Source organism: Oligoflexus sp., from assembly GCF_035638955.1.
Taxonomy (GTDB): Bacteria; Bdellovibrionota_B; Oligoflexia; order Oligoflexales; family Oligoflexaceae; genus Oligoflexus.
The window spans coordinates 35,111-53,032 of record NZ_DASQYZ010000486.1 but is presented as its reverse complement, the minus strand read 5'-3'; the positions used below and the strand labels follow the sequence as shown (position 1 = coordinate 53,032).

The 17,922-nt window shown below is 52.8% G+C and carries 20 protein-coding genes; 19 read left to right on the top strand and 1 reads right to left on the bottom strand.

Going from position 1 to position 17,922, the window contains the following annotated elements; translation table 11 throughout:
- Positions 1-65 precede the first annotated feature (65 nt).
- The 13 genes from rpsE (at position 66) to VE954_RS39385 (ending at position 7,796) form a co-directional block, all read left to right on the top strand.
- Positions 66-560 carry a 30S ribosomal protein S5 gene (rpsE, locus tag VE954_RS39445; protein ID WP_324963601.1) on the top strand — a complete coding sequence of 165 codons (495 nt, stop codon included), beginning with the start codon at positions 66-68 and terminating at the stop codon, positions 558-560.
- A gap of 31 nt (positions 561-591) precedes the next feature.
- The gene (rpmD, locus tag VE954_RS39440) at positions 592-777 is read left to right on the top strand and encodes a 50S ribosomal protein L30 (RefSeq protein WP_324963554.1); all 186 of its coding nucleotides are present in this window, start codon (positions 592-594) and stop codon (positions 775-777) included.
- A gap of 22 nt (positions 778-799) precedes the next feature.
- A complete protein-coding gene (rplO, locus tag VE954_RS39435; RefSeq protein WP_324963552.1) occupies positions 800-1,243 on the top strand; it encodes a 50S ribosomal protein L15 in 444 nt (147 codons plus the stop codon).
- A 2-nt stretch (positions 1,244-1,245) separates the two neighbouring features.
- The gene (gene secY, locus VE954_RS39430; protein WP_324963550.1) at positions 1,246-2,568 is read left to right on the top strand and encodes a preprotein translocase subunit SecY; all 1,323 of its coding nucleotides are present in this window, start codon (positions 1,246-1,248) and stop codon (positions 2,566-2,568) included.
- Positions 2,565-3,206 (top strand): adenylate kinase, encoded by a 642-nt coding sequence (locus VE954_RS39425; RefSeq protein WP_324963548.1) that lies wholly within the window; start codon positions 2,565-2,567, stop codon positions 3,204-3,206. The genes secY and VE954_RS39425 overlap by 4 nt, the downstream gene beginning before the upstream one ends.
- 121 nt (positions 3,207-3,327) lie before the next feature.
- Positions 3,328-3,546, top strand: coding sequence for a translation initiation factor IF-1 (gene infA, locus VE954_RS39420; RefSeq protein ID WP_141736453.1), 219 nt, complete (start codon positions 3,328-3,330; stop codon positions 3,544-3,546).
- Between the two features lie 67 nt (positions 3,547-3,613).
- A complete protein-coding gene (rpmJ, locus tag VE954_RS39415) occupies positions 3,614-3,727 on the top strand; it encodes a 50S ribosomal protein L36 (RefSeq protein WP_141736452.1) in 114 nt (37 codons plus the stop codon).
- Between the two features lie 11 nt (positions 3,728-3,738).
- Positions 3,739-4,110: a 30S ribosomal protein S13 gene (gene rpsM, locus VE954_RS39410; protein ID WP_141736451.1), complete on the top strand. Its 372-nt coding sequence runs from the start codon at positions 3,739-3,741 to the stop codon at positions 4,108-4,110.
- Positions 4,111-4,134: 24 nt separating this feature from the next.
- Positions 4,135-4,524 (top strand): 30S ribosomal protein S11, encoded by a 390-nt coding sequence (rpsK, locus tag VE954_RS39405; RefSeq protein WP_324963544.1) that lies wholly within the window; start codon positions 4,135-4,137, stop codon positions 4,522-4,524.
- A 194-nt stretch (positions 4,525-4,718) separates the two neighbouring features.
- Entirely contained in the window at positions 4,719-5,729 is a 1,011-nt protein-coding gene (locus VE954_RS39400; protein WP_324963542.1) for a DNA-directed RNA polymerase subunit alpha, read from the top strand.
- A gap of 17 nt (positions 5,730-5,746) precedes the next feature.
- Positions 5,747-6,133 carry a 50S ribosomal protein L17 gene (gene rplQ / locus VE954_RS39395; RefSeq protein ID WP_324963540.1) on the top strand — a complete coding sequence of 129 codons (387 nt, stop codon included), beginning with the start codon at positions 5,747-5,749 and terminating at the stop codon, positions 6,131-6,133.
- Positions 6,134-6,243: 110 nt separating this feature from the next.
- Entirely contained in the window at positions 6,244-6,678 is a 435-nt protein-coding gene (locus VE954_RS39390; RefSeq protein ID WP_324963538.1) for a hypothetical protein, read from the top strand.
- Positions 6,679-6,701: 23 nt separating this feature from the next.
- Positions 6,702-7,796 (top strand): LptF/LptG family permease, encoded by a 1,095-nt coding sequence (locus VE954_RS39385; RefSeq protein ID WP_324963536.1) that lies wholly within the window; start codon positions 6,702-6,704, stop codon positions 7,794-7,796.
- Here the strand turns inward: VE954_RS39385 and VE954_RS39380 are convergent.
- A complete protein-coding gene (locus tag VE954_RS39380; RefSeq protein ID WP_324963534.1) occupies positions 7,762-9,582 on the bottom strand; it encodes an ArsR family transcriptional regulator in 1,821 nt (606 codons plus the stop codon). The two genes, VE954_RS39385 and VE954_RS39380, sit on opposite strands and share 35 nt — an antisense overlap.
- A gap of 393 nt (positions 9,583-9,975) precedes the next feature.
- Between VE954_RS39380 and rimP the strand changes: the two genes are divergently transcribed.
- The 6 genes from rimP to metK all read left to right on the top strand — a co-directional run bounded on the left by rimP (position 9,976) and on the right by metK (position 17,875).
- Positions 9,976-10,431, top strand: coding sequence for a ribosome maturation factor RimP (gene rimP, locus VE954_RS39375; RefSeq protein WP_324963532.1), 456 nt, complete (start codon positions 9,976-9,978; stop codon positions 10,429-10,431).
- Positions 10,432-10,507: 76 nt separating this feature from the next.
- Entirely contained in the window at positions 10,508-12,082 is a 1,575-nt protein-coding gene (gene nusA / locus VE954_RS39370; protein WP_324963530.1) for a transcription termination factor NusA, read from the top strand.
- Positions 12,083-12,190: 108 nt separating this feature from the next.
- Entirely contained in the window at positions 12,191-15,271 is a 3,081-nt protein-coding gene (gene infB / locus VE954_RS39365) for a translation initiation factor IF-2 (protein WP_324963528.1), read from the top strand.
- A gap of 107 nt (positions 15,272-15,378) precedes the next feature.
- The gene (rbfA, locus tag VE954_RS39360) at positions 15,379-15,720 is read left to right on the top strand and encodes a 30S ribosome-binding factor RbfA (protein ID WP_324963526.1); all 342 of its coding nucleotides are present in this window, start codon (positions 15,379-15,381) and stop codon (positions 15,718-15,720) included.
- Positions 15,721-15,734: 14 nt separating this feature from the next.
- On the top strand, positions 15,735-16,712 hold the full coding sequence (gene truB / locus VE954_RS39355; protein ID WP_324963523.1) for a tRNA pseudouridine(55) synthase TruB: 978 nt from the start codon (positions 15,735-15,737) through the stop codon (positions 16,710-16,712).
- Positions 16,709-17,875, top strand: a complete 1,167-nt coding sequence (gene metK / locus VE954_RS39350; protein ID WP_324963521.1) for a methionine adenosyltransferase — start codon at positions 16,709-16,711, stop codon at positions 17,873-17,875. Before truB ends, metK begins: the two co-directional genes overlap by 4 nt.
- Positions 17,876-17,922: the final 47 nt, after the last annotated feature.

The window sequence follows — 17,922 nt, the reverse complement described above, 5'->3', positions numbered from 1 at the left end:
GACGTGGTGATCGCGGTAATGACAACCGCGGCCGCGATAGTGGCAACAGCGCTGGCGAAGACAACCTGCAAGACAGAGTTGTGAACATCGCCCGCGTTGCTAAAGTTGTAAAGGGCGGTCGCCGTTTCAGCTTCAGTGCCTTGATCGTCGTCGGTGATAGCAAAGATAAAGTCGGCTTCGGTCTGGGTAAAGCCAACGAAGTTCCTGATGCGATCCGCAAGGGTTCGGATCAGGCCAAGAAAAACATGATCACTGTTCGTAAGACCGGTGGAACGATTCCTTTCGAAGTCGTCGGCAAGTACGGCTCCGCAACGGTTCTGATGTACCCTGCTAAAAAAGGTAAGGGCATCATCGCTGGTGGCGCTGTGCGTATCATCGCAGAACTCGCAGGGATTCAAGACATCGTATGCAAAGTCCACGGCACTCGTAACCACCAGAACGTGGTTCGCGCAGTGATCAATGGCTTGCAACAGCTGGAAAGCCTGGAAGAGTATGCAAAGAACCGCGGTAAAGAGCCTCATGAGGTTCTCCAGGTTCGTCATGCAGCGGCTCCGGTTTAATCTCTCGTAAAGCCTAAGGCGGAGTTCTCTTATGTCGAAGATTATTGTGAGACAAACCCGTAGCTTGATCGGCAACAACCCGAACAACCGTAAGGTCGTTCGTGCGCTGGGCCTGGGCAAGATTGGGAAGACGAAAGTCCATAAGGATAATAATTGCATCCGCGGGATGATCAACAAAGTCCGCCATCTCGTTGAATACGAGTTGGTAAACGACTAAGGATGCTTAAGTGGAGTCTATCATGAAGTCGTTGGAAAATTTGCATCCAGCCCCCGGATCGAACAAGAACAAAAAGCGTCTTGGTCGCGGTCCCGGTAGCGGTAAGGGCGGCACTTCGGGCAAAGGCCATAAAGGTCAAAAAGCCCGTAAGAGCGGTAACGTCCGCGCCGGTTTCGAAGGTGGTCAAACTCCTTTATACCGTCGTCTCCCAAAACGTGGTTTTACAAATCCTTCTCGGATCGAATACAATCCGATAAACCTGGATGCTCTGAACGTTTTTGACGCGGGTACAGTTGTAACCGCAGAGTTGTTGGCTCAAGGTGGAATGTTGCGCAAGCCGGATATGCCCGTCAAGTTGCTTGGTCGCGGTCAGCTGACTAAAGCTTTGACCGTCAAGCTTCATAAGACCAGCGGCGCAGCAAAAGCAGCAGTGGAAAAGGCAGGCGGTAAAGTTGAGGAGATCTAATAGTGGGACAGCGGATATCATCTCTGCCTGAGGTGACTCTCAATCATTTGACCAAGAAGATCCTGTTTACTCTGGGCTTCTTGGCTCTATACCGGATTGGGGTGCACGTTCCGATCCCGGGTGTCAATTCGGAGGCTTTGGCTGAGTTTTTCAGAGGCCAAGGCGCCAACCTCTTTGGCATGTTTAACATGTTTTCTGGGGGCGCCCTCGAACGGTTCAGTATTTTTGCCTTAGGTGTGATGCCATATATCTCGGCCTCCATTATCGCTCAACTTCTGACTGTTATTGTTCCGCACCTGGAAGCGCTTTCGAAAGAAGGCGAAGCCGGTCGTAAGAAAATCACTCAGTACACGCGTTACGGCACGATCTTGATCGCTCTGGTTCAGGGCTACATGATCGCTCGGACGCTGGCGACATCCTCGATGGGGACGGGTTCTTTCGTAACTGATCCGTCCACCAGCTGGGCTGTTCTGACTACGATTTCCTTGACCGCGGGTACGGCTTTCGTCATGTGGTTGGGTGAGCAGATCACCGAACGTGGCGTCGGGAACGGTATCTCACTCATCATCTTCTGCGGTATCGTGGCTGGTTTGCCGAGTGTCATTGGCAACACCTACGAGAAATTCAACAGTGCGGAAATGGACTTCCTCCATATCGCTGTCCTTCTGGTGATCGTCCTGGGCGTCACAGCAGGTGTGGTTTTCATGGAGCAGGGTGCCCGTCAGGTACCGGTTCAATACGCAAAACGTCAGGTTGGCAATCGGGTTTACGGCGGACAGACTTCGCATCTGCCCATCCGGATTAACACCGCTGGTGTGATTCCCCCGATCTTTGCCAGTTCGCTTCTGCAGATTCCTGTGACGGTGGCCCAGTTTGCCAAGACAGGTCTATTTGCAAGCGTCGTGGGAACGGTTTTGATTCCTGGTGGTTGGCTCTACAATGTGCTTTACCTTGCCATGATCATCTTCTTCTCATTTTTCTACACGTCGATTCAGTTCAAGCCCGACGATATCGCGGAAAACCTGAAGAAGCATGGTGGCTTCATTCCAGGTATTCGTCCTGGTGCTCGGACCTCAGAATATCTGGGTAAGATCATCAATCGTCTGACCCTGACCGGTGCTCTTTATCTGAGTGCGATCTGTTTGATCCCCTCATTGATCACCGATAGTTTCAACGTTCAGTTCTATTTTGGTGGCACCAGCCTTTTAATTATCGTTGGTGTGGCTTTGGAAACCTTTAGACAGATTGATGCGCATCGCCAGTCCCTCCGTTACGAGGCGTTCATGAAGAATACCAGTATCAGGAGCAGAGGAGGCCGGCGTTGATAGTCATCCTTACGGGCGCCCCTGGCGCAGGCAAGGGAACTCAAGCGGACCTTCTCGCCCAGCGGGAAGGTTTTAAGAAGATTTCAACCGGTGATGCCCTCCGTAAGCATATTAAGGAAGGCACTGAGATCGGCAACAAAGCCAAGTCCATTATGGCCGAAGGCAAGCTGGTCCCCGATGATGTTCTCCTCGGCATTCTGCAGTCGGAATTGGAAGCCGCTCGCGGTTTCCCCATCCTTCTGGATGGTTATCCCCGCAACGTGGCGCAAGCCCGGGCTCTGCAGGAACTGGTCGGCAAGGAAGGCATTCGCGGCGCGGTCCATTTGGAAGTTGATCCTAATGCGCTGGTTCAGCGTATTAGTGGCCGAAGAACCTGTGTTAACTGCGGCGCCAGCTACCACGCGACCACAAATCCTCCGAAAAAGGATAAGATGTGTGATCGCTGCGGTTCTGAAGTTGTGCAGCGTCCTGATGACACGGAAGAGAAGGTGAAAGTTCGCCTGGGTGTTTACGAAAGTGAAACCCGTCCGGTTCTTGAATTTTATAAGAACCTCGGTCTCTACCACCGTGTTGACGGCAACGGAAGTACGGAAAGTGTGTATAAGGCTCTCGCCGCTCAGCTTCGTTCTCTCGCCTGAGCGAAGCGGTTGTGGGTTCTGGGAATCAGCGGTTTTCACTTGCTGAACCAGGGGCAAGTGTGTAAAGTTTCGCATCTGTCAACCCTGGGCAGGCATTCAGGCGTAAATCCGAGGAAGGCTTATGGCCAAGGAAGATGTGATTGAGGTCGAAGGGGTCGTGAAAGAGCCACTCCCCAATGCGATGTTCAAGGTCGAACTTGAAAACGGCCATGAGGTCTTAGCTCATATCAGCGGCAAAATGCGTATGCACTTCATTCGCATCCTGCCTGGTGACAAGGTCAAGCTGGAGATCTCTCCGTATGATCTGGGTCGTGGAAGAATAGTTTATCGCGCAAAGTAAAAGAATACGGCGGGCACAGCGAAGGATGACGACGCAATCGTGCCCTAGTCATACGAGAGGGTTCTGAATGAAAGTTAGAGCAAGTGTGAAGCCTATCTGTGATAAGTGCAAGGTCGTTCGTCGTAGTGGCGTGCTGCGCGTGATCTGTGAAGTCAAAAAGCATAAACAGAGACAGGGCTAAGGAGTTAGGGAATGGCACGTATTGCTGGTGTTGACCTTCCTGGTCAAAAAAGAGTTGATATTGCATTGACGAGCATCTACGGCATCGGCCGTCGTTCTGCTGTCGTTATCGCCGAAAAAGCTGGAATCCCTGCGACCAAGAAGGCTGCTGAATTGAGCGCCGAAGAGGTCAACTCCATCCGTAAAGTAATCGACGGTGAAGGTATTCTGGTTGAGGGTGACCTCCGCCGTGAAGTTTCGCTAAATATTAAGCGCCTGATTGACTTGGGCAATTACCGCGGTCTGCGTCATCGCAAAGGCCTTCCTGTTCGCGGTCAGCGTACAAAGACCAACGCGCGTACGCGTAAAGGTCCTCGTAAGACGATTGCTAACAAGAAGAAGTAACCGCGTTAAAAGGAATAGGTTGATATGGCAAAGGCTACTGTCGTTAAAAAGCGCAAAACGAAAAAGAACGTCCCCATGGGGGTCGCTCATATTCAAGCCACCTTTAACAATACTATCGTTACCATCACCGACCTTAACGGTGAAGTGGTTGCATGGTCGACCGCGGGTGCCAAAGGCTTCAAGGGTTCTCGTAAGAGCACCCCATTTGCAGCCCAGGTTGCTGCAGAAGAAGCTGCCCGTAAAGCCATGGACGCAGGAATGCGTTCGATCTCGGTTCTTGTTAAGGGACCAGGCTCGGGTCGTGAAAGCGCCGTTCGCGCTTTGTCGGCTGTCGGCCTGAAGGTCAACTTGCTAAAAGACATCACTCCAGTTCCGCATAATGGTTGCAGACCGCCAAAGCGGCGTAGGGTCTGATCTGGGGCTAAAGTGGTCCAAGTCCGCGGCCTGATTTGCAGAAGGCCGCGATATTTCTAGACCAGCAGAAAAATGCTGGTAGAATGACAGTACTGGACTATCAAAACAGCCGCGTTCATTAGACGATTCGAAGAGCCGCGCTAATGAAATCAGGTCTTATTCATCATTAACGGAATCAAGACGGAGAAGCGTTCATGCATCGCAATTGGCAAGACTTGATCACTCCTAATAACGTAGAAATTGCCGCCTTGACCGATACCTATGGCAAGTTTATTGCGAAGCCGCTCGAGCGCGGTTATGGTATCACGCTTGGTAACTCGCTGCGACGCGTGCTTCTCTCAAGCATCAATGGTGCGGCTATTGTTGCCGTTCGGATCGAGGGCGTCGAGCACGAGCTGAGCACGATCACGGGCGTCAAGGAAGACGTGACAGATATTATATTGAACCTGAAGCAGGTCAATATTCGTTATTTGGGCGAAAACGATGCCCGCATTACGCTGAAGTCCAAAGGTGATGGCATCCTGCGCGCTGGCGATATTCAAGCCAGCAGCGATGTGGAAATCCTGAACCCTGAGCAGCACATTGCAACGATCGGTTCCGATGGTTCGCTGTCGATGGAAATGATCGTTCGTCATGGTCGCGGCTATGTTTCGGCTGATGCCAACCGTACGGAAACTATTCCTACGGGCTATATAGTAACCGATTCGATCTTCGCTCCCGTTCGTCGCGTGGCCTACACCGTATCGAACGCTCGCGTGGGTCAGATGACTGACTACGATAAACTCACGCTGGAAGTTTGGACTAATGCCGCGGTTCGGCCGGATGATGCACTGGCTTACGCAGCAAAGATTCTGAAAGAACAGCTGACGATCTTCATCAACTTCGATGAATCGGAAGAAGTGGAAGCTCGCGGTTCGGAAGAAACCATTGAAGCTCGTCCGCAATTGAACGAAAACCTGTTCAAGACGGTCGACTCGTTGGAACTCTCGGTACGCGCTGCCAACTGTCTGGAAAACGCCAATATCAAGTATATCGGCGAGCTGGTCACGAAGACAGAAGCTGAGATGCTGAAAACCAAAAACTTTGGTCGTAAGTCTCTCAACGAAATCAAGGATATCCTGGCTGAAATGGGCCTATCCCTTGGTATGAAGATCGACGGATTTGATCCTTCGATGCTGAGACAAAAAGAAAGCGAAAGCAATTAAAGGTTAAGAGGCTAGTTATGAGACACAAGCACGGCTATCGGAAACTCGGTCGCGATTCAGCTCACCGTAAAGCTCTTTTGCGGAACTTGGCCACGTCGTTGATCACTCATGAGCGTATTACAACGACTTTGCCAAAGGCCAAAGAACTGCGCAGCGTTGTTGAGAAAATGGTGACTTTGGGTAAGAAGGGCAGTCTGCACCACCGCCGTCAGGCCGGTGCTTATCTCTTCGAAAAAGAAGCTGTTGCCAAAGTGTTTGGCGACCTCGCGACTCGTTTTAAAGACCGTCCAGGCGGTTATTGCCGGATCCTGAAGCGCGGACTCCGCGTTGGTGATGGCGCTCAGATGTGCATGATCGAATTCGTGGACTTCGAGCTCAAACCAAAGACTGCTGACGCGAAGTAAGTGAAAACACCCGCCCTCTCCGGCGGGTTTTTTTTGCCCAAAATCAGCTCGTCCCCTGCCAGGGCATCCCGTCTTATGGTAAAATTGCCATATGTACCGGGAGGTGGTCTATGTCTGTTTCCAAGCCAGGTCTGGTTGCCATTCTGTTGGCGCTCGCGCTGACTCATGTTTCCTGCCAGAAAATTCAGGGCATCAAAGACGACATTGATGAAACCAGTTTCTCATGGACCGGTGGAACCGTTTTCGGTGAACCATTTCAGGTCACGACCAAGCAATTGCATTTTGATACGGGTGATCTCTTTGGCAAGGATGTGATCCTGGAAGGTGACATCCTGGAACGCGGCGAGTCCAGCACTCACCTTGTCATGTCCGATCAGGACGGCCGCATCCTGGTGGTGCTGACAGCCGTGGACGAGTCCTATCAGATCCTGGCTCAGGAATCCGTGAATCGTGTGAAAATATTGGGCCGCCTGGAGCGCGGGAAGAAAGGACTCCCATATCTGCTTGCGAAGGCGGTCAGGCCGGGAGTAAAGTCGTCGCAGTAGTGTGGTAGCGACGAAGGCGGAACATGACTTTATTTTTCTATGTGCTGCGGGATTTTATTCGATATGTTGTAGGGACGTTGCTGCTCTGCGTCTTTTTATTTTTGCTTTTCGACTTTATCCATAAGACTACGAGATATATCCCGCGGTTTAATCCAGAAACCGGCCTTCTCATCAAACTTTATATCTTCTCGTTGCCGAGCATGATTATTCAGGCTCTGCCGATCTCTGCGCTTCTGGCGTCTGTCATCACAATGGTCCTTTTGAGCCGGACCAACGAAATCACCGCGATGCGAGCCGCCGGCATGGGACCCTTAAGGGTTGGCATGCCGATCGTCATCGGTGGGCTTTTTCTTTGTCTGATTAACATCTTTCTTGGCGAATACATCCTGCCCCGTTGGTCGCAGAGGATGCACTATATTTCTGAAGTCCAGATCGAGAGAGGCTCGGAAACCCAAATCGCAGAAGGGGCCCGCTGGGTGAAGGATGAAAATATCCTCTATAACTTTCGCGATTATGATCCCATTACCAATGTGATGACCGGTGTCCGTGTGATCGAGACTGGAGAAAACTTTCGGCCGAAAAAAAGCCTGGAAGCCCGTCTTGCCACCTATCGAGCGGAGAGTCTGGATTGGCTTTTGGAGGACGTGAAAATCCTATATTTCTGGCCTAAAGGCACATTGTCTTACACCGAAAGGAAAGACGTGATGCCGGTCAGTATTCCCGTGGAGCCGGTGAAACTCAAGAAAGAACGCCGATCACCCAATGAGCTTTCGTCGGCTGAGCTGATCGAAACCATTCGCAAGGGCTCAGCATCCGGTGTGGACATCCTTTCTTACAAGGTGGAGCTGCATACCAAACTCGCCTTTCACCTTGCGCCCTTTGTGGTCTGCCTGATCGGTTTGCGTTTTGGCTATCGATCAGAACGCTCGATGGAAACGGCACGAGGTGTTCTGCTCGCAGTCGCGATAGGGATGAGTTACTGGTTCTTCCTCAACGCCGCCCGTGCCCTCGCCAAGCGAGGACTGTTGCCGCCCATACCGGCCGCGTGGTCAGCCGATGTCATTCTTATGGCCTACTCGATTCTCAACCTCTGGCATCTGCAGCGCAAACGGACGTAAAAAGCAGACGATGGTGCTTCAAATCCGCCTCAATCAATCCCTGGTCCTGCAGCTCGCGTAAATAGCGCCTCAGGGTGCTGTCCGGGATGCGGGTGGCGTCCTTGAGGCCTTCCATCGAGCGTGGCCCATGCTGCAGGGCGCGCAGGATATCCTGCATGCGCTCGCTCTGTAAATTCGCGGGGACCGGTTCAAAACTCAGGGCCTCCAGATTCAGCCGCAGCATGCCTTGCGATTGAATGACCAGGGGCGCCATCATAAAGCGAAACTGGAAACGCAGACGCGAGACCGTATTACGCAGTTTCTGTTTCCATCCTTCCAAAGACGCGGTCTGGCGCCAGACGAGATCCTGAACATCCTGAGTGGCAAGAGCTTTTTGCGGATGGCGTAAAATTTCCTGAAGCAGGCGATTCAAAACCGGATAGGGGCCGAGGTCAACTTTATAGACGTCGTTGATCAAATACAGGCTATGCCCCAGGCTTTTCAAACTTGGTGCGAAAAAGTATCGCAAAAGCTGCAAGCTTACGGCACTCAGTTCAGGATCCACATGGCGAGGCATGCGCCCACGGGCGTGGGCCAGCCATAAACTGATAATGCGACGACGCAGACGATCCTGAGATAATCGTCGGGCGCGGCGGAGCGTTTGAATGCAATCATGAAACTCTCCCCGCCGATAGAGATACGCGGCCAGAAGCAGAGCTCCAAAACTTTGCAGCTCATTGTAGGGCATGCTCTGCAGGAGTCGAAGTTCCTGAAACCAAAAAGCAGCCAACTCCGGTTCATCGCGAAGCGGATATTGATGCAGAATATGGCCCAGGAGCCTGGAACGCGCACACGCAGCGAGCAGGCCATTGCCCAGCCTTTCCTGCTTTGCCAGAGCCTCCTTAAGCGCGGGGAGACTCTGTTCCTGTGAGGCTTTTTGAATAGTTTCCAGTCCTTCCATGCAGTGAGTCAGCCAGAGCATTTCAGGAACGTGAACAAAACTTGAATGTTCCGGCGTGGCGGCATCAGGCAGCTGGCTTTTCCAAAGGGCGGCACCAAGCCCCTGTTCGGGATTCAGGAGATAAGCAGCGACCTCAAGCAGTTCGGGCTGATCCTCGGCATGTGACAATTCATCCAAAATCTTGCGCAACTGATTCTGCAGGCGGACCTGTTCAAACCACCTTGCTGAAATGCTGGCAATGTAAAGGTGAAACGCGACGCCGTAAGCCTCAGCCAGAGGTGTTCCCGACCACTGCGCGCATGAACTTCGAAGCAGGGCGATGACCATCTCATGGTCGAGCTTGCCGTTTAAATAGCTGACGATGGTGGCTTTCAATTCCGTCAGCCGCTGCCACTCGCTTGGCTCGCCTGACCCTGGGAAACAAGCGTAAAGCTCCCAAGCCTCATCCGTTTGCTGCATGGCGGCCAGACGATCGGCCACGCGCACCCAAGCGGCCTGCAGGAGCAGGTCGTGAGGAAAGCAAACGGCCTGCCTCAGATCGCTCGCCACCTTACGAAGGTCTTTCAGCGTTTGCAGACTGAGCGCACGCCAGGCCAGGTGTTCCAGTTCATCGTGAAAGACTCGCTGCCGTAGACGCATCATGCTTTTCTGCCAGGCGTCGGTTTCGTTCAATCGTTCACGGGCGTAACACACGAGCAATTCCTCACGGGTGCTCAGACGCTCGGGCTGCTGATCCGCCCATGTCATCAGGCGGCGAAAATCCCAGTCACGGACCAGTCCTTCGATAAGCTGACGGCGGCTCTTCTCGTCGAGGTGTTGGCGGTGGTCGGCTCGATGGGGTGCCAAGGCTGGGGGACTCCAACGTATAAGTTGCGAAAATTATTTAAATTAATTCATGAGAGTAACAGGCTTGGAAAAGTTCAGAACATCCTAGCGCTTTATGGAGGGAAGGCCAATTTACAACTCTTATGGCAGCGCCTTGGGCTTGCAGAAATAGGTCAAAAGAGTTGACTTTCTCAGGGGGACCTGCTAAACGTCGTTCGTTAGATTGTACGCCGTGAACCCTATTATACTCCCTGCGAGTCACGGAGAGGTTCAGCGTACGGCTTCTGCACGTCAGCTCGCAAGTACCAGCGGGCGATCGGCCCTCATGTTGACCCAAATCAATCATGGTTTATATGAATGCCTTGCTCACTGTGATGGTGCGTGCTGGGCTTTTTTATTTGTGGTGTTTGAAAAATGAATCGCCAGCAATACGACAAGATTATCGCGCTTATCAATCCGAAGATTGCCCCTCTCGGCTATGAATGTGTCGAAGTTGAATGGGATGGAACGGAAGAAACACTGCGCGTCTACATTGACAGGCCTGATGGCATCAAGATGGAAGACTGTCTTCGTGTCAATGATCTGTTGATTGAAGCGAACGACCTGGATGTGCTGGTTCCTGGAGATTATCGTTTGGAAATCAGTTCGCCTGGTATTGAACGCCCTCTCCGTACACGTGATCATTTTTCACGTGTGATCGGCCAAAAAATAAAGGTGCGTTTGCTTGAAAGAACGCAGAACAGAATGGAAGGTGCAGGGAAGCTTCTTGGAATAGACCAGGATGATATCGTATCCTTAGAGTTGCCGGCAGGTGTCTGGAACTTTCCATTCCAAGCGATTCGCAAGGCCAACGTTGTGTTTGAGTGGTGAAAAACACTGACATGATGTTGGAACTACGGATCTTTTTTAACTTTTTTGACAACTTCTTGAGAAGGAACGACCGACGATGACTCTAATCGATAGTTCAGAATTAGAATCCGAGCTCCGCAAAGTCATTTCCGGCGTCAGCCGCGACAAAAATCTGGACAAGGCAGTGATCATCGACGCTCTCCAGCAGGCGGTGGTGCATGCCGCACGCCGGACTTTGGGAGCGACGGCCGACCTTGAAGCTCATTATAACGAAGAAACGGACGAAATCGAACTCTATCAGTTTCGCACTGTTGTCGATGATGATGATGTTGCCAACGAAAGTTTGGAAATCGCCCTATCGGACGCCCGTAAATTGGATTCCGAAACTGTTCTGGGTGATGCCATCGGTATCAAGATCGATACCACCAAATTCGGTCGTATCGCAGCCCAGTCGGCGAAACAAATCATCGTGCAGAAAGTGCGTGACGCTGAGCGTGCGCAAGTTTTTGATGAATTCAAGGATCGCGTTGGTGAAATCCTCAGCGGGTATGTTCGGCGCTTTGAGCGTAACGATATCATCGTTGATTTGGGTCGCACTGAAGCTGTGATTCCTTATAAAGAACAGGTTCCTACGGAAAAATTCCGCGTGAAGGATCGGATCCAGGCCTATGTGGTGGACGTCAAGCGTTCGAGCCGCGGCCCGCAGATCATCATGTCACGCGCTCATCCCGGCTTCCTGGTGGCCCTCTTCAGTCAGCATGTGACGGAAATCTATGATGGTATCGTCACGATTGAAAGTGCTGCCCGTGATCCCGGTTATCGCTCGAAGATCGCTGTTTATTCCCGCGATTCCGCTGTCGACCCTGTCGGCGCGTGCGTGGGTATGAAAGGATCGCGTGTTCAGGCCGTTGTGAATGAAATCAATGGTGAAAAAATTGATATCGTTCCTTACGATCATGACCCTGCTCGCCTCGTGTGTAACGCTCTGGCCCCTGCAGTCGTGAGCAAAGTGATTGTCGACGAAGATAATCACAGCATGGAAGTGATTGTGGGTGATGACCAGCTGTCGCTGGCGATCGGTAAAAGAGGTCAGAACGTACGTCTGGCAGCTCAGCTGACGGGCTGGCGTCTCGACATTAAGAGCGAATCGTCGATTGAAGAAAAAATGGCAGGCGCCAAAACGAACTTGGTTCGCATTGAGGGCTTGGACGATATGATGGCCGACCTTTTGCTGCAGGAAGGTTTTACTACCCCTTCAGAAGTAGCCCAAATGTCTCCAAGGACCCTGAACCGCCTGTTAAATATGGATCAGGAGCAAGCGCTGGAACTCATTGAACGAGCCAAGCGTGTGGCCAGCAGTACCCCGACATCGGGCCGCGCTGAGCCTAAAAAGTATCCTCCTGTGGATGATGTGCTGGCAAATTCCTCTGCGTCCCCCGTTACACTTGACAATAAGGCCGAAGACTCTCAAATTAGCGAGCGTGTGAAGGTCTTTTTGGAGCTGTCTGGGGTCGGTGAGGCAACTGCCCATGCATTGGCTGAAGGTGGCTACGTCACAATAGGTGATATTGTGGCGGACTCTGCCGAAGAAGTAGCTCAGAAGACAGGATTGTCGATAGGCGTCGCACGGACCATTCAAATGGCTGCTGATCGCTACCTGCAATCCGAATAAGCAAAGGCAAAGGAGAAGCGGCTCGAAAAACGAACCACTTTTCCCTTCCCATTTGCACTAAAAATACAGATTGAATGCTAAAGAGATACCTTGGGGGACTCAGAGCGAATGTCCAAAATTCGTGTCTACGAATTAGCCCGCGAGCTAAAGATCGAAAGTAAGTTGCTTGTCAACAAGCTGAAGGATATCGGCATCGAGGTTTCCAGCCATCAAAGTACTTTGACGGCTGACCAGATTGTCCGTGTCAAGCGCGAGTTGAGTGGGGAAGGTGCGGGAAAAGCTCCCAAAGCAAGCCCTTCAGTCATTCGGCGCCGAAAAGGCCCGGACGAAGAGAGAGAAGCAGCTGCGTCATCAAGTGACGTCGATCATGAGGTGGCGGCGGCGAGTTCTGACTCCACCCATCATGAAGTGGAAGCCGAAGACGAAGTCGTGCCTGTTGCTGCTGCGCCTGTACCTGTTATGGATACTGCTCCTCCGTCGGCACCTGCCGTCGAAGTAGCCGCTGAAGCTGACTATGAACCTGAAGACGAAATCAGCGAGCCCGAACCTATTCAGACTGCTCCCCAGATCGAACAACCTGCAGCCAGCGCCGCTCCGGTGACTCCTGCTGCAGCTGAGGCTCCTAAACACGTAGAGGAGCCAGAAACCCCAAGCCCGCGGATGGATGTACGGCCTCCGGCCCCCACTCCTCCCCCCGTGCGTCAAGAGGCGCGTGCTCCCAGCCCAGCGCCTGTCAGCGAAGGACGACCCATGCAGCGCGCTCCAGAGAGTACGAACCCTAACGATACGGCGAAAATCGTCAGGCGCGAAGCGCTGACGCCACCGCCCTCGACCATGGCATCGGCATCGCCGTCGCCATCGCCTCAAAGGCCAGGTGGAGCAACGATCGTTCGTCGTGCTCCGACAGAAGAAGAACAACCAAGACCCCGTTCGGCGTCAACAGCCCGCATTATGCCGGTTGGTACTCGTCCAGCGCCCCGCATCGGCGGCAGCGAAGGTGGAGGTAGCGGCGGAAGCGGCATCACCATCGGCCCTCGTGTTGGCCAGCGTCCTATGGGACAAATTGCCAAAGGACCCAGTCTGGATCTGCCAGAAGATGGTGGCCTCGGCATCGGTACCAAGACCTGGCGGGATGATGGTTCGAAATCCAAAGAAAAAGATAAAAAACGTTCCTTTGCCAATGTCGAAGGACCGGAAGAAAACGTCCTGAAAAAAGCGCAGAAAGCCAAGCGCGATCAGCTCAACCTCAGAGCTTTGCTCAACCAGGCTGAACCCTTGGATGAAGAAGGCGAAGAGATTGAAGTGGTGCCGGAAGCGCCGGTCGTTGAAGAAAAGAAAAAAATGATCTACACGCCGCAGGCTTCCGGTCGCCGGAAAGATCTGAAGCGTCGTAAGGATCTCAAGAAAACCCAGCTGACCACGCCACGGGCTTCGTACCGTATCGTGAAAATGGGCAGCGAAATTACTGTGGCCGAGCTGGCGAAACAGCTGTCGGTCAAAGCGGCTGAAATCATTAAGAAGCTCATGACGCAAGGCGTCATGGCAACGATGAACCAGCCTCTGGATTTCGATACGGCCACCCTTTTGGCTTCGGAATATCAATTCGAAGTGAAGAGCAACGTGGTTTCCATCGAAGACATCCTGTCGGACAAGAAAAAAGCCCAGGACACCGCCTTGTTGGAAGAGCGTCCGCCTATCGTTACGATTATGGGTCACGTCGACCACGGTAAAACGTCGATTCTGGATGCCATCCGTAAAGCCAAGGTTGCAGCCGGTGAAGCCGGTGGTATTACCCAGCACATCGGTGCTTATACGGTGGAAAAGAACGGTCGCAAGGTGGCCTTCCTGGATACCCCGGGTCACGAAGCCTTTTCGGCCATGCGTTCCCGCGGTGCAAAAGTTACCGATATTGTGGTTCTGGTCGTTGCTGCCGATGACGGTGTGATGCCTCAGACCATTGAAGCCATCTCGCATGCCCGCGCTGCGAATGTGCCGATCATTGTTGCCATCAACAAGATCGATAAGCCTAACAAGAACCTCGATCGCGTGAACCGCGAACTTGCAGATCAAGGCATCCAGTCGGAAGAGTGGGGCGGCGAGACGCAGTATGTGAAAGTTTCCGCGTTGCAAGGCATTGGTATCGACGAACTCCTCGATGCCATCCTGCTTCAGGCTGAAGTTCTGGAACTGAAAGCCCCGATCGACGTACCGGCTTCAGGTGTTGTGGTGGAAGCCCACCTGGATAAAGGTCGCGGTCCTGTGGCCACGATGATGATTCAAAAAGGTATGGTTCGTGTCGGTGACTACGTGGTGGCTGGTACCACCCTGGGTCGCGTCCGCGCCATGCATGATCATACAGGCAAGCGCCTGAAGGAAGCCGGTCCCTCGACTCCTATCGAGATCGTCGGTCTGTCCGAAGCGCCTATGGCGGGTGATCAGTTCGATGTGGTGGAAGACGAAAAAACCGCCAAGGAAGTGGCCAGCTGGCGCCGCGATCAGGAGATGAGCAAAGCGCAGAACCGTTCTTCGGCTGCGACGCTCGAGCAGCTGCTGGCTAAAGCCAAGGTTGCTGATGCTCTTGAAGTCCCTGTGATTATCAAAGCTGATACCATGGGTTCGGTGGAAGCCATCGCGGAAGCCGTGATGAAACTCAATACCGATCGCGTGCGGAACCGCATTGTTCACAAAGCGGTCGGCGGGATCAATGAATCCGATATGGCTCTTGGAGCGACATCGGGTGCTGTGATCATCGGCTTCAACGTTCGCGCCGCTCGCGGTCTGGATGAGGAAGCTGAGAAGCAAGGTGTGCTGATCAAGTATTTCAGCATCATTTACGACATTGTCGACGTTCTGAAGTCGATCATGGCTGGTAAGCTGCCTCCGGTGCAGAAAGAGGTTATCCTCGGTCACGCCGAAGTTCGTGCCACCATCAAGGTTCCGAAAATTGGCCTTATCGCCGGTACTTCGGTTCTGGATGGCAAGGTTACGAGAAGCTCGCTGCTGCGACTTGTCCGGAATGATGTCGTCATTTACAGCGGTAGAATCGGATCGCTTCGCCGCTTTAAGGATGACGTCAAGGAAGTCGTGCAAGGTTATGAGTGCGGTATCAGTATCGAAGGTTACACCGACATTCGCGAAGGCGATGTGATCGAGGCCTTTGTGATCGAAGAGCACGCACCAGCGCTGTAATTGGAAAATACATTATGGATCCCCTGATTTTATCAGGGGGCAAGGGCTCAGGACGGCCGCCACTCAATTGGCTGTTTTTGAGCCTTTTTTGTTAAGGATAGAAAGTTATGAGTCTACGCACCGAACGAATGGCTGATGAAATTCGTGATATTCTAGCTTCGAATTTTCAAGGCGGCCGGATGAACGATCCCCGTCTGGAATTTGTGACCATCACCGCGGTGAAAATCTCATCGGATCTGCAGGTGGCCACGGTTTATTACCGGACCTATGATAGCAGCAAACCCGACCGGGCCCAGAAGGGCCTGGAGTCAGCGGCGACTTATCTGCGCAAGCAGCTTAAGGTCCTGGACATCAGGCGGGTTCCTGAACTTCGCTTTATCTATGACAGTACCCTTGAATCCGCAGAACGCATTGAAGGGATTTTGCACAAGATAGCCGAAGAAGAATGACCCTGGAGCCAAGAGTGAATCGTCCTCAATTACGTAAGATTGTTCCGATCGATGGATTGCTGCTCGTCTATAAACCACCTGGTATGACTTCCAAGGATGTGACGCGCTGGTTTCAGCAGCGTATCGGCAAGGTAAAGATGGGCCACGTGGGAACTCTGGATCCCCTGGCCGAAGGTCTCTTGCCGCTGCTCTTTGGCAAAGCCACGCGCATCCAGGATTTCCTGCTCGCTGGCACCAAGGCTTATGAATTTGACGTTGGTTTTGGGGTGGCGACAGACACGCTGGATGCCGATGGTCAGGTCGTGGCGCATGCTCCGAAAGAGCATATTACCGAAGAGCAATTGCATAAAATCTGCGAATCGATGGTCGGCGACTTCATGCAGGTCCCGCCCATGTATTCCGCCATTAAATTTCAGGGCAAACCCCTTTACGAATATGCAAGGCAGGGCAAGGCCGATCAGGTGCCTCTGCAACTTTTGCGCAAGATCATTCAGATCGAAAGCCTGCACTGTCTGCGGCTTGTTGATGGCGTGGGAACCTTCCGAATTCGTTGCTCAAAAGGCACCTACGTGCGGGTCGTGGCGAGCCAGATCGCAGAGCAGGCTGGTTCTTTAGGCACGATCACACGACTTCTGCGCTTGAGCAGCGGTGATCTTTCCTGCGAGCAAGCTTTTAAGCTGGACGAGTTGGAAAATAATCTGGAGAATCTGAACGAACGTATCATTCCCATTCAGGATATCAACTTGGCAATCCCGAGCTGGCGAGCTCTGGACACCGCTCTGGTCGACCGTTTGAAGATGGGACAGGAAATGCACGTGGAAATGAAGACCTTTGAAGGCGGACTCACCCATGATGGCGTGCGGCGAGCCACAATTAGATCGCTTGACCACGTGATTTTAATTGATAACAATGGAAAGTCTTTCGGAATTGGTAGCGCCCACGTGCTCAATACGGGGCGTATCGCGGTTAGAATGAAGAGAGGACTCGCATGAGCTCACAACTCAAGAATTATCTTTTTACTTCGGAATCTGTCAGCGAAGGTCATCCAGACAAAGTCTGTGACCAAATCAGTGACGCCATCCTGGATGCTTTGCTGGCTCAGGACAAGTATTCTCGCGTTGCCTGCGAGTCCCTGGTGAAAACCGGTCTGGTGGTTATCGCGGGTGAAATCACGACCAAAGCTGTTGTGGACTATGCCCGGATCGCTCGTGAAACCATCGAAGAGATCGGTTACAACGATGGCGCTCTCGGCTTTGACTCGAAAAGCTGCGGTGTGATTCTTTCCATTGAACAGCAATCTCCTGATATCTCCATGGGTGTGACCGAGGGCGAAGGCCTGCACGGGGAGCAAGGCGCAGGCGACCAGGGTATGATGTTCGGTTACGCTGTGAATGAAACAGCCGAATATATGCCGGCGACCATCAGCTACGCGCACCAGCTGCTGAGCAAGTTGTCGAATCACCGTCGCAACAAGACCGTTCCATTCCTGCGCCCGGACGCCAAGTCCCAGGTGACAGCCGAATATCGCGACGGCAAGCTGAGCCGCATCGATGCTGTTGTGGTTTCGACCCAGCATTCTCCTGAAGTGGCTCACAAGGATCTCGAAGCTTTTGTGATCGAGGAAGTGGTGAAGAAAACCATCCCCGCGCACATGCTCGACGCCAAAACCAAATATCATATCAATCCCACCGGTCGCTTCGTGATCGGCGGACCTCAGGGTGACTGCGGTCTGACCGGCCGTAAGATCATCGTCGATAGTTACGGCGGACACGGCGCCCACGGCGGTGGTGCTTTCTCGGGCAAGGATCCGACGAAGGTGGACCGTTCGGCTGCTTATATGGGCCGTTACATTGCCAAGAATATCGTGGCTGCGGGCGCTGCTGACCAGTGTCTGGTTCAGCTGGCTTACGCGATTGGTGTTGCGGAACCGGTCAGCGTTTTTGTGAATACCTACGGCACCGGCAAAGTTTCTGAAGAGAAGCTGGCCAACGTGATCCGTGAAGTGTTCCGGCTGACCCCACGCGGAATTACCGAAAGTCTCGACCTTCTGCGTCCTATCTATAAGAAAACTGCTTCCTATGGCCACTTTGGTCGCGATATCTTCCCCTGGGAACGTCTCGACAAAGTCGACGCTATCAAAGCCTGCTTGAAATAAAGCTGGGACGGGCCCTGCACGCGCAGGGCCTTCTCGACCCCTCTTTA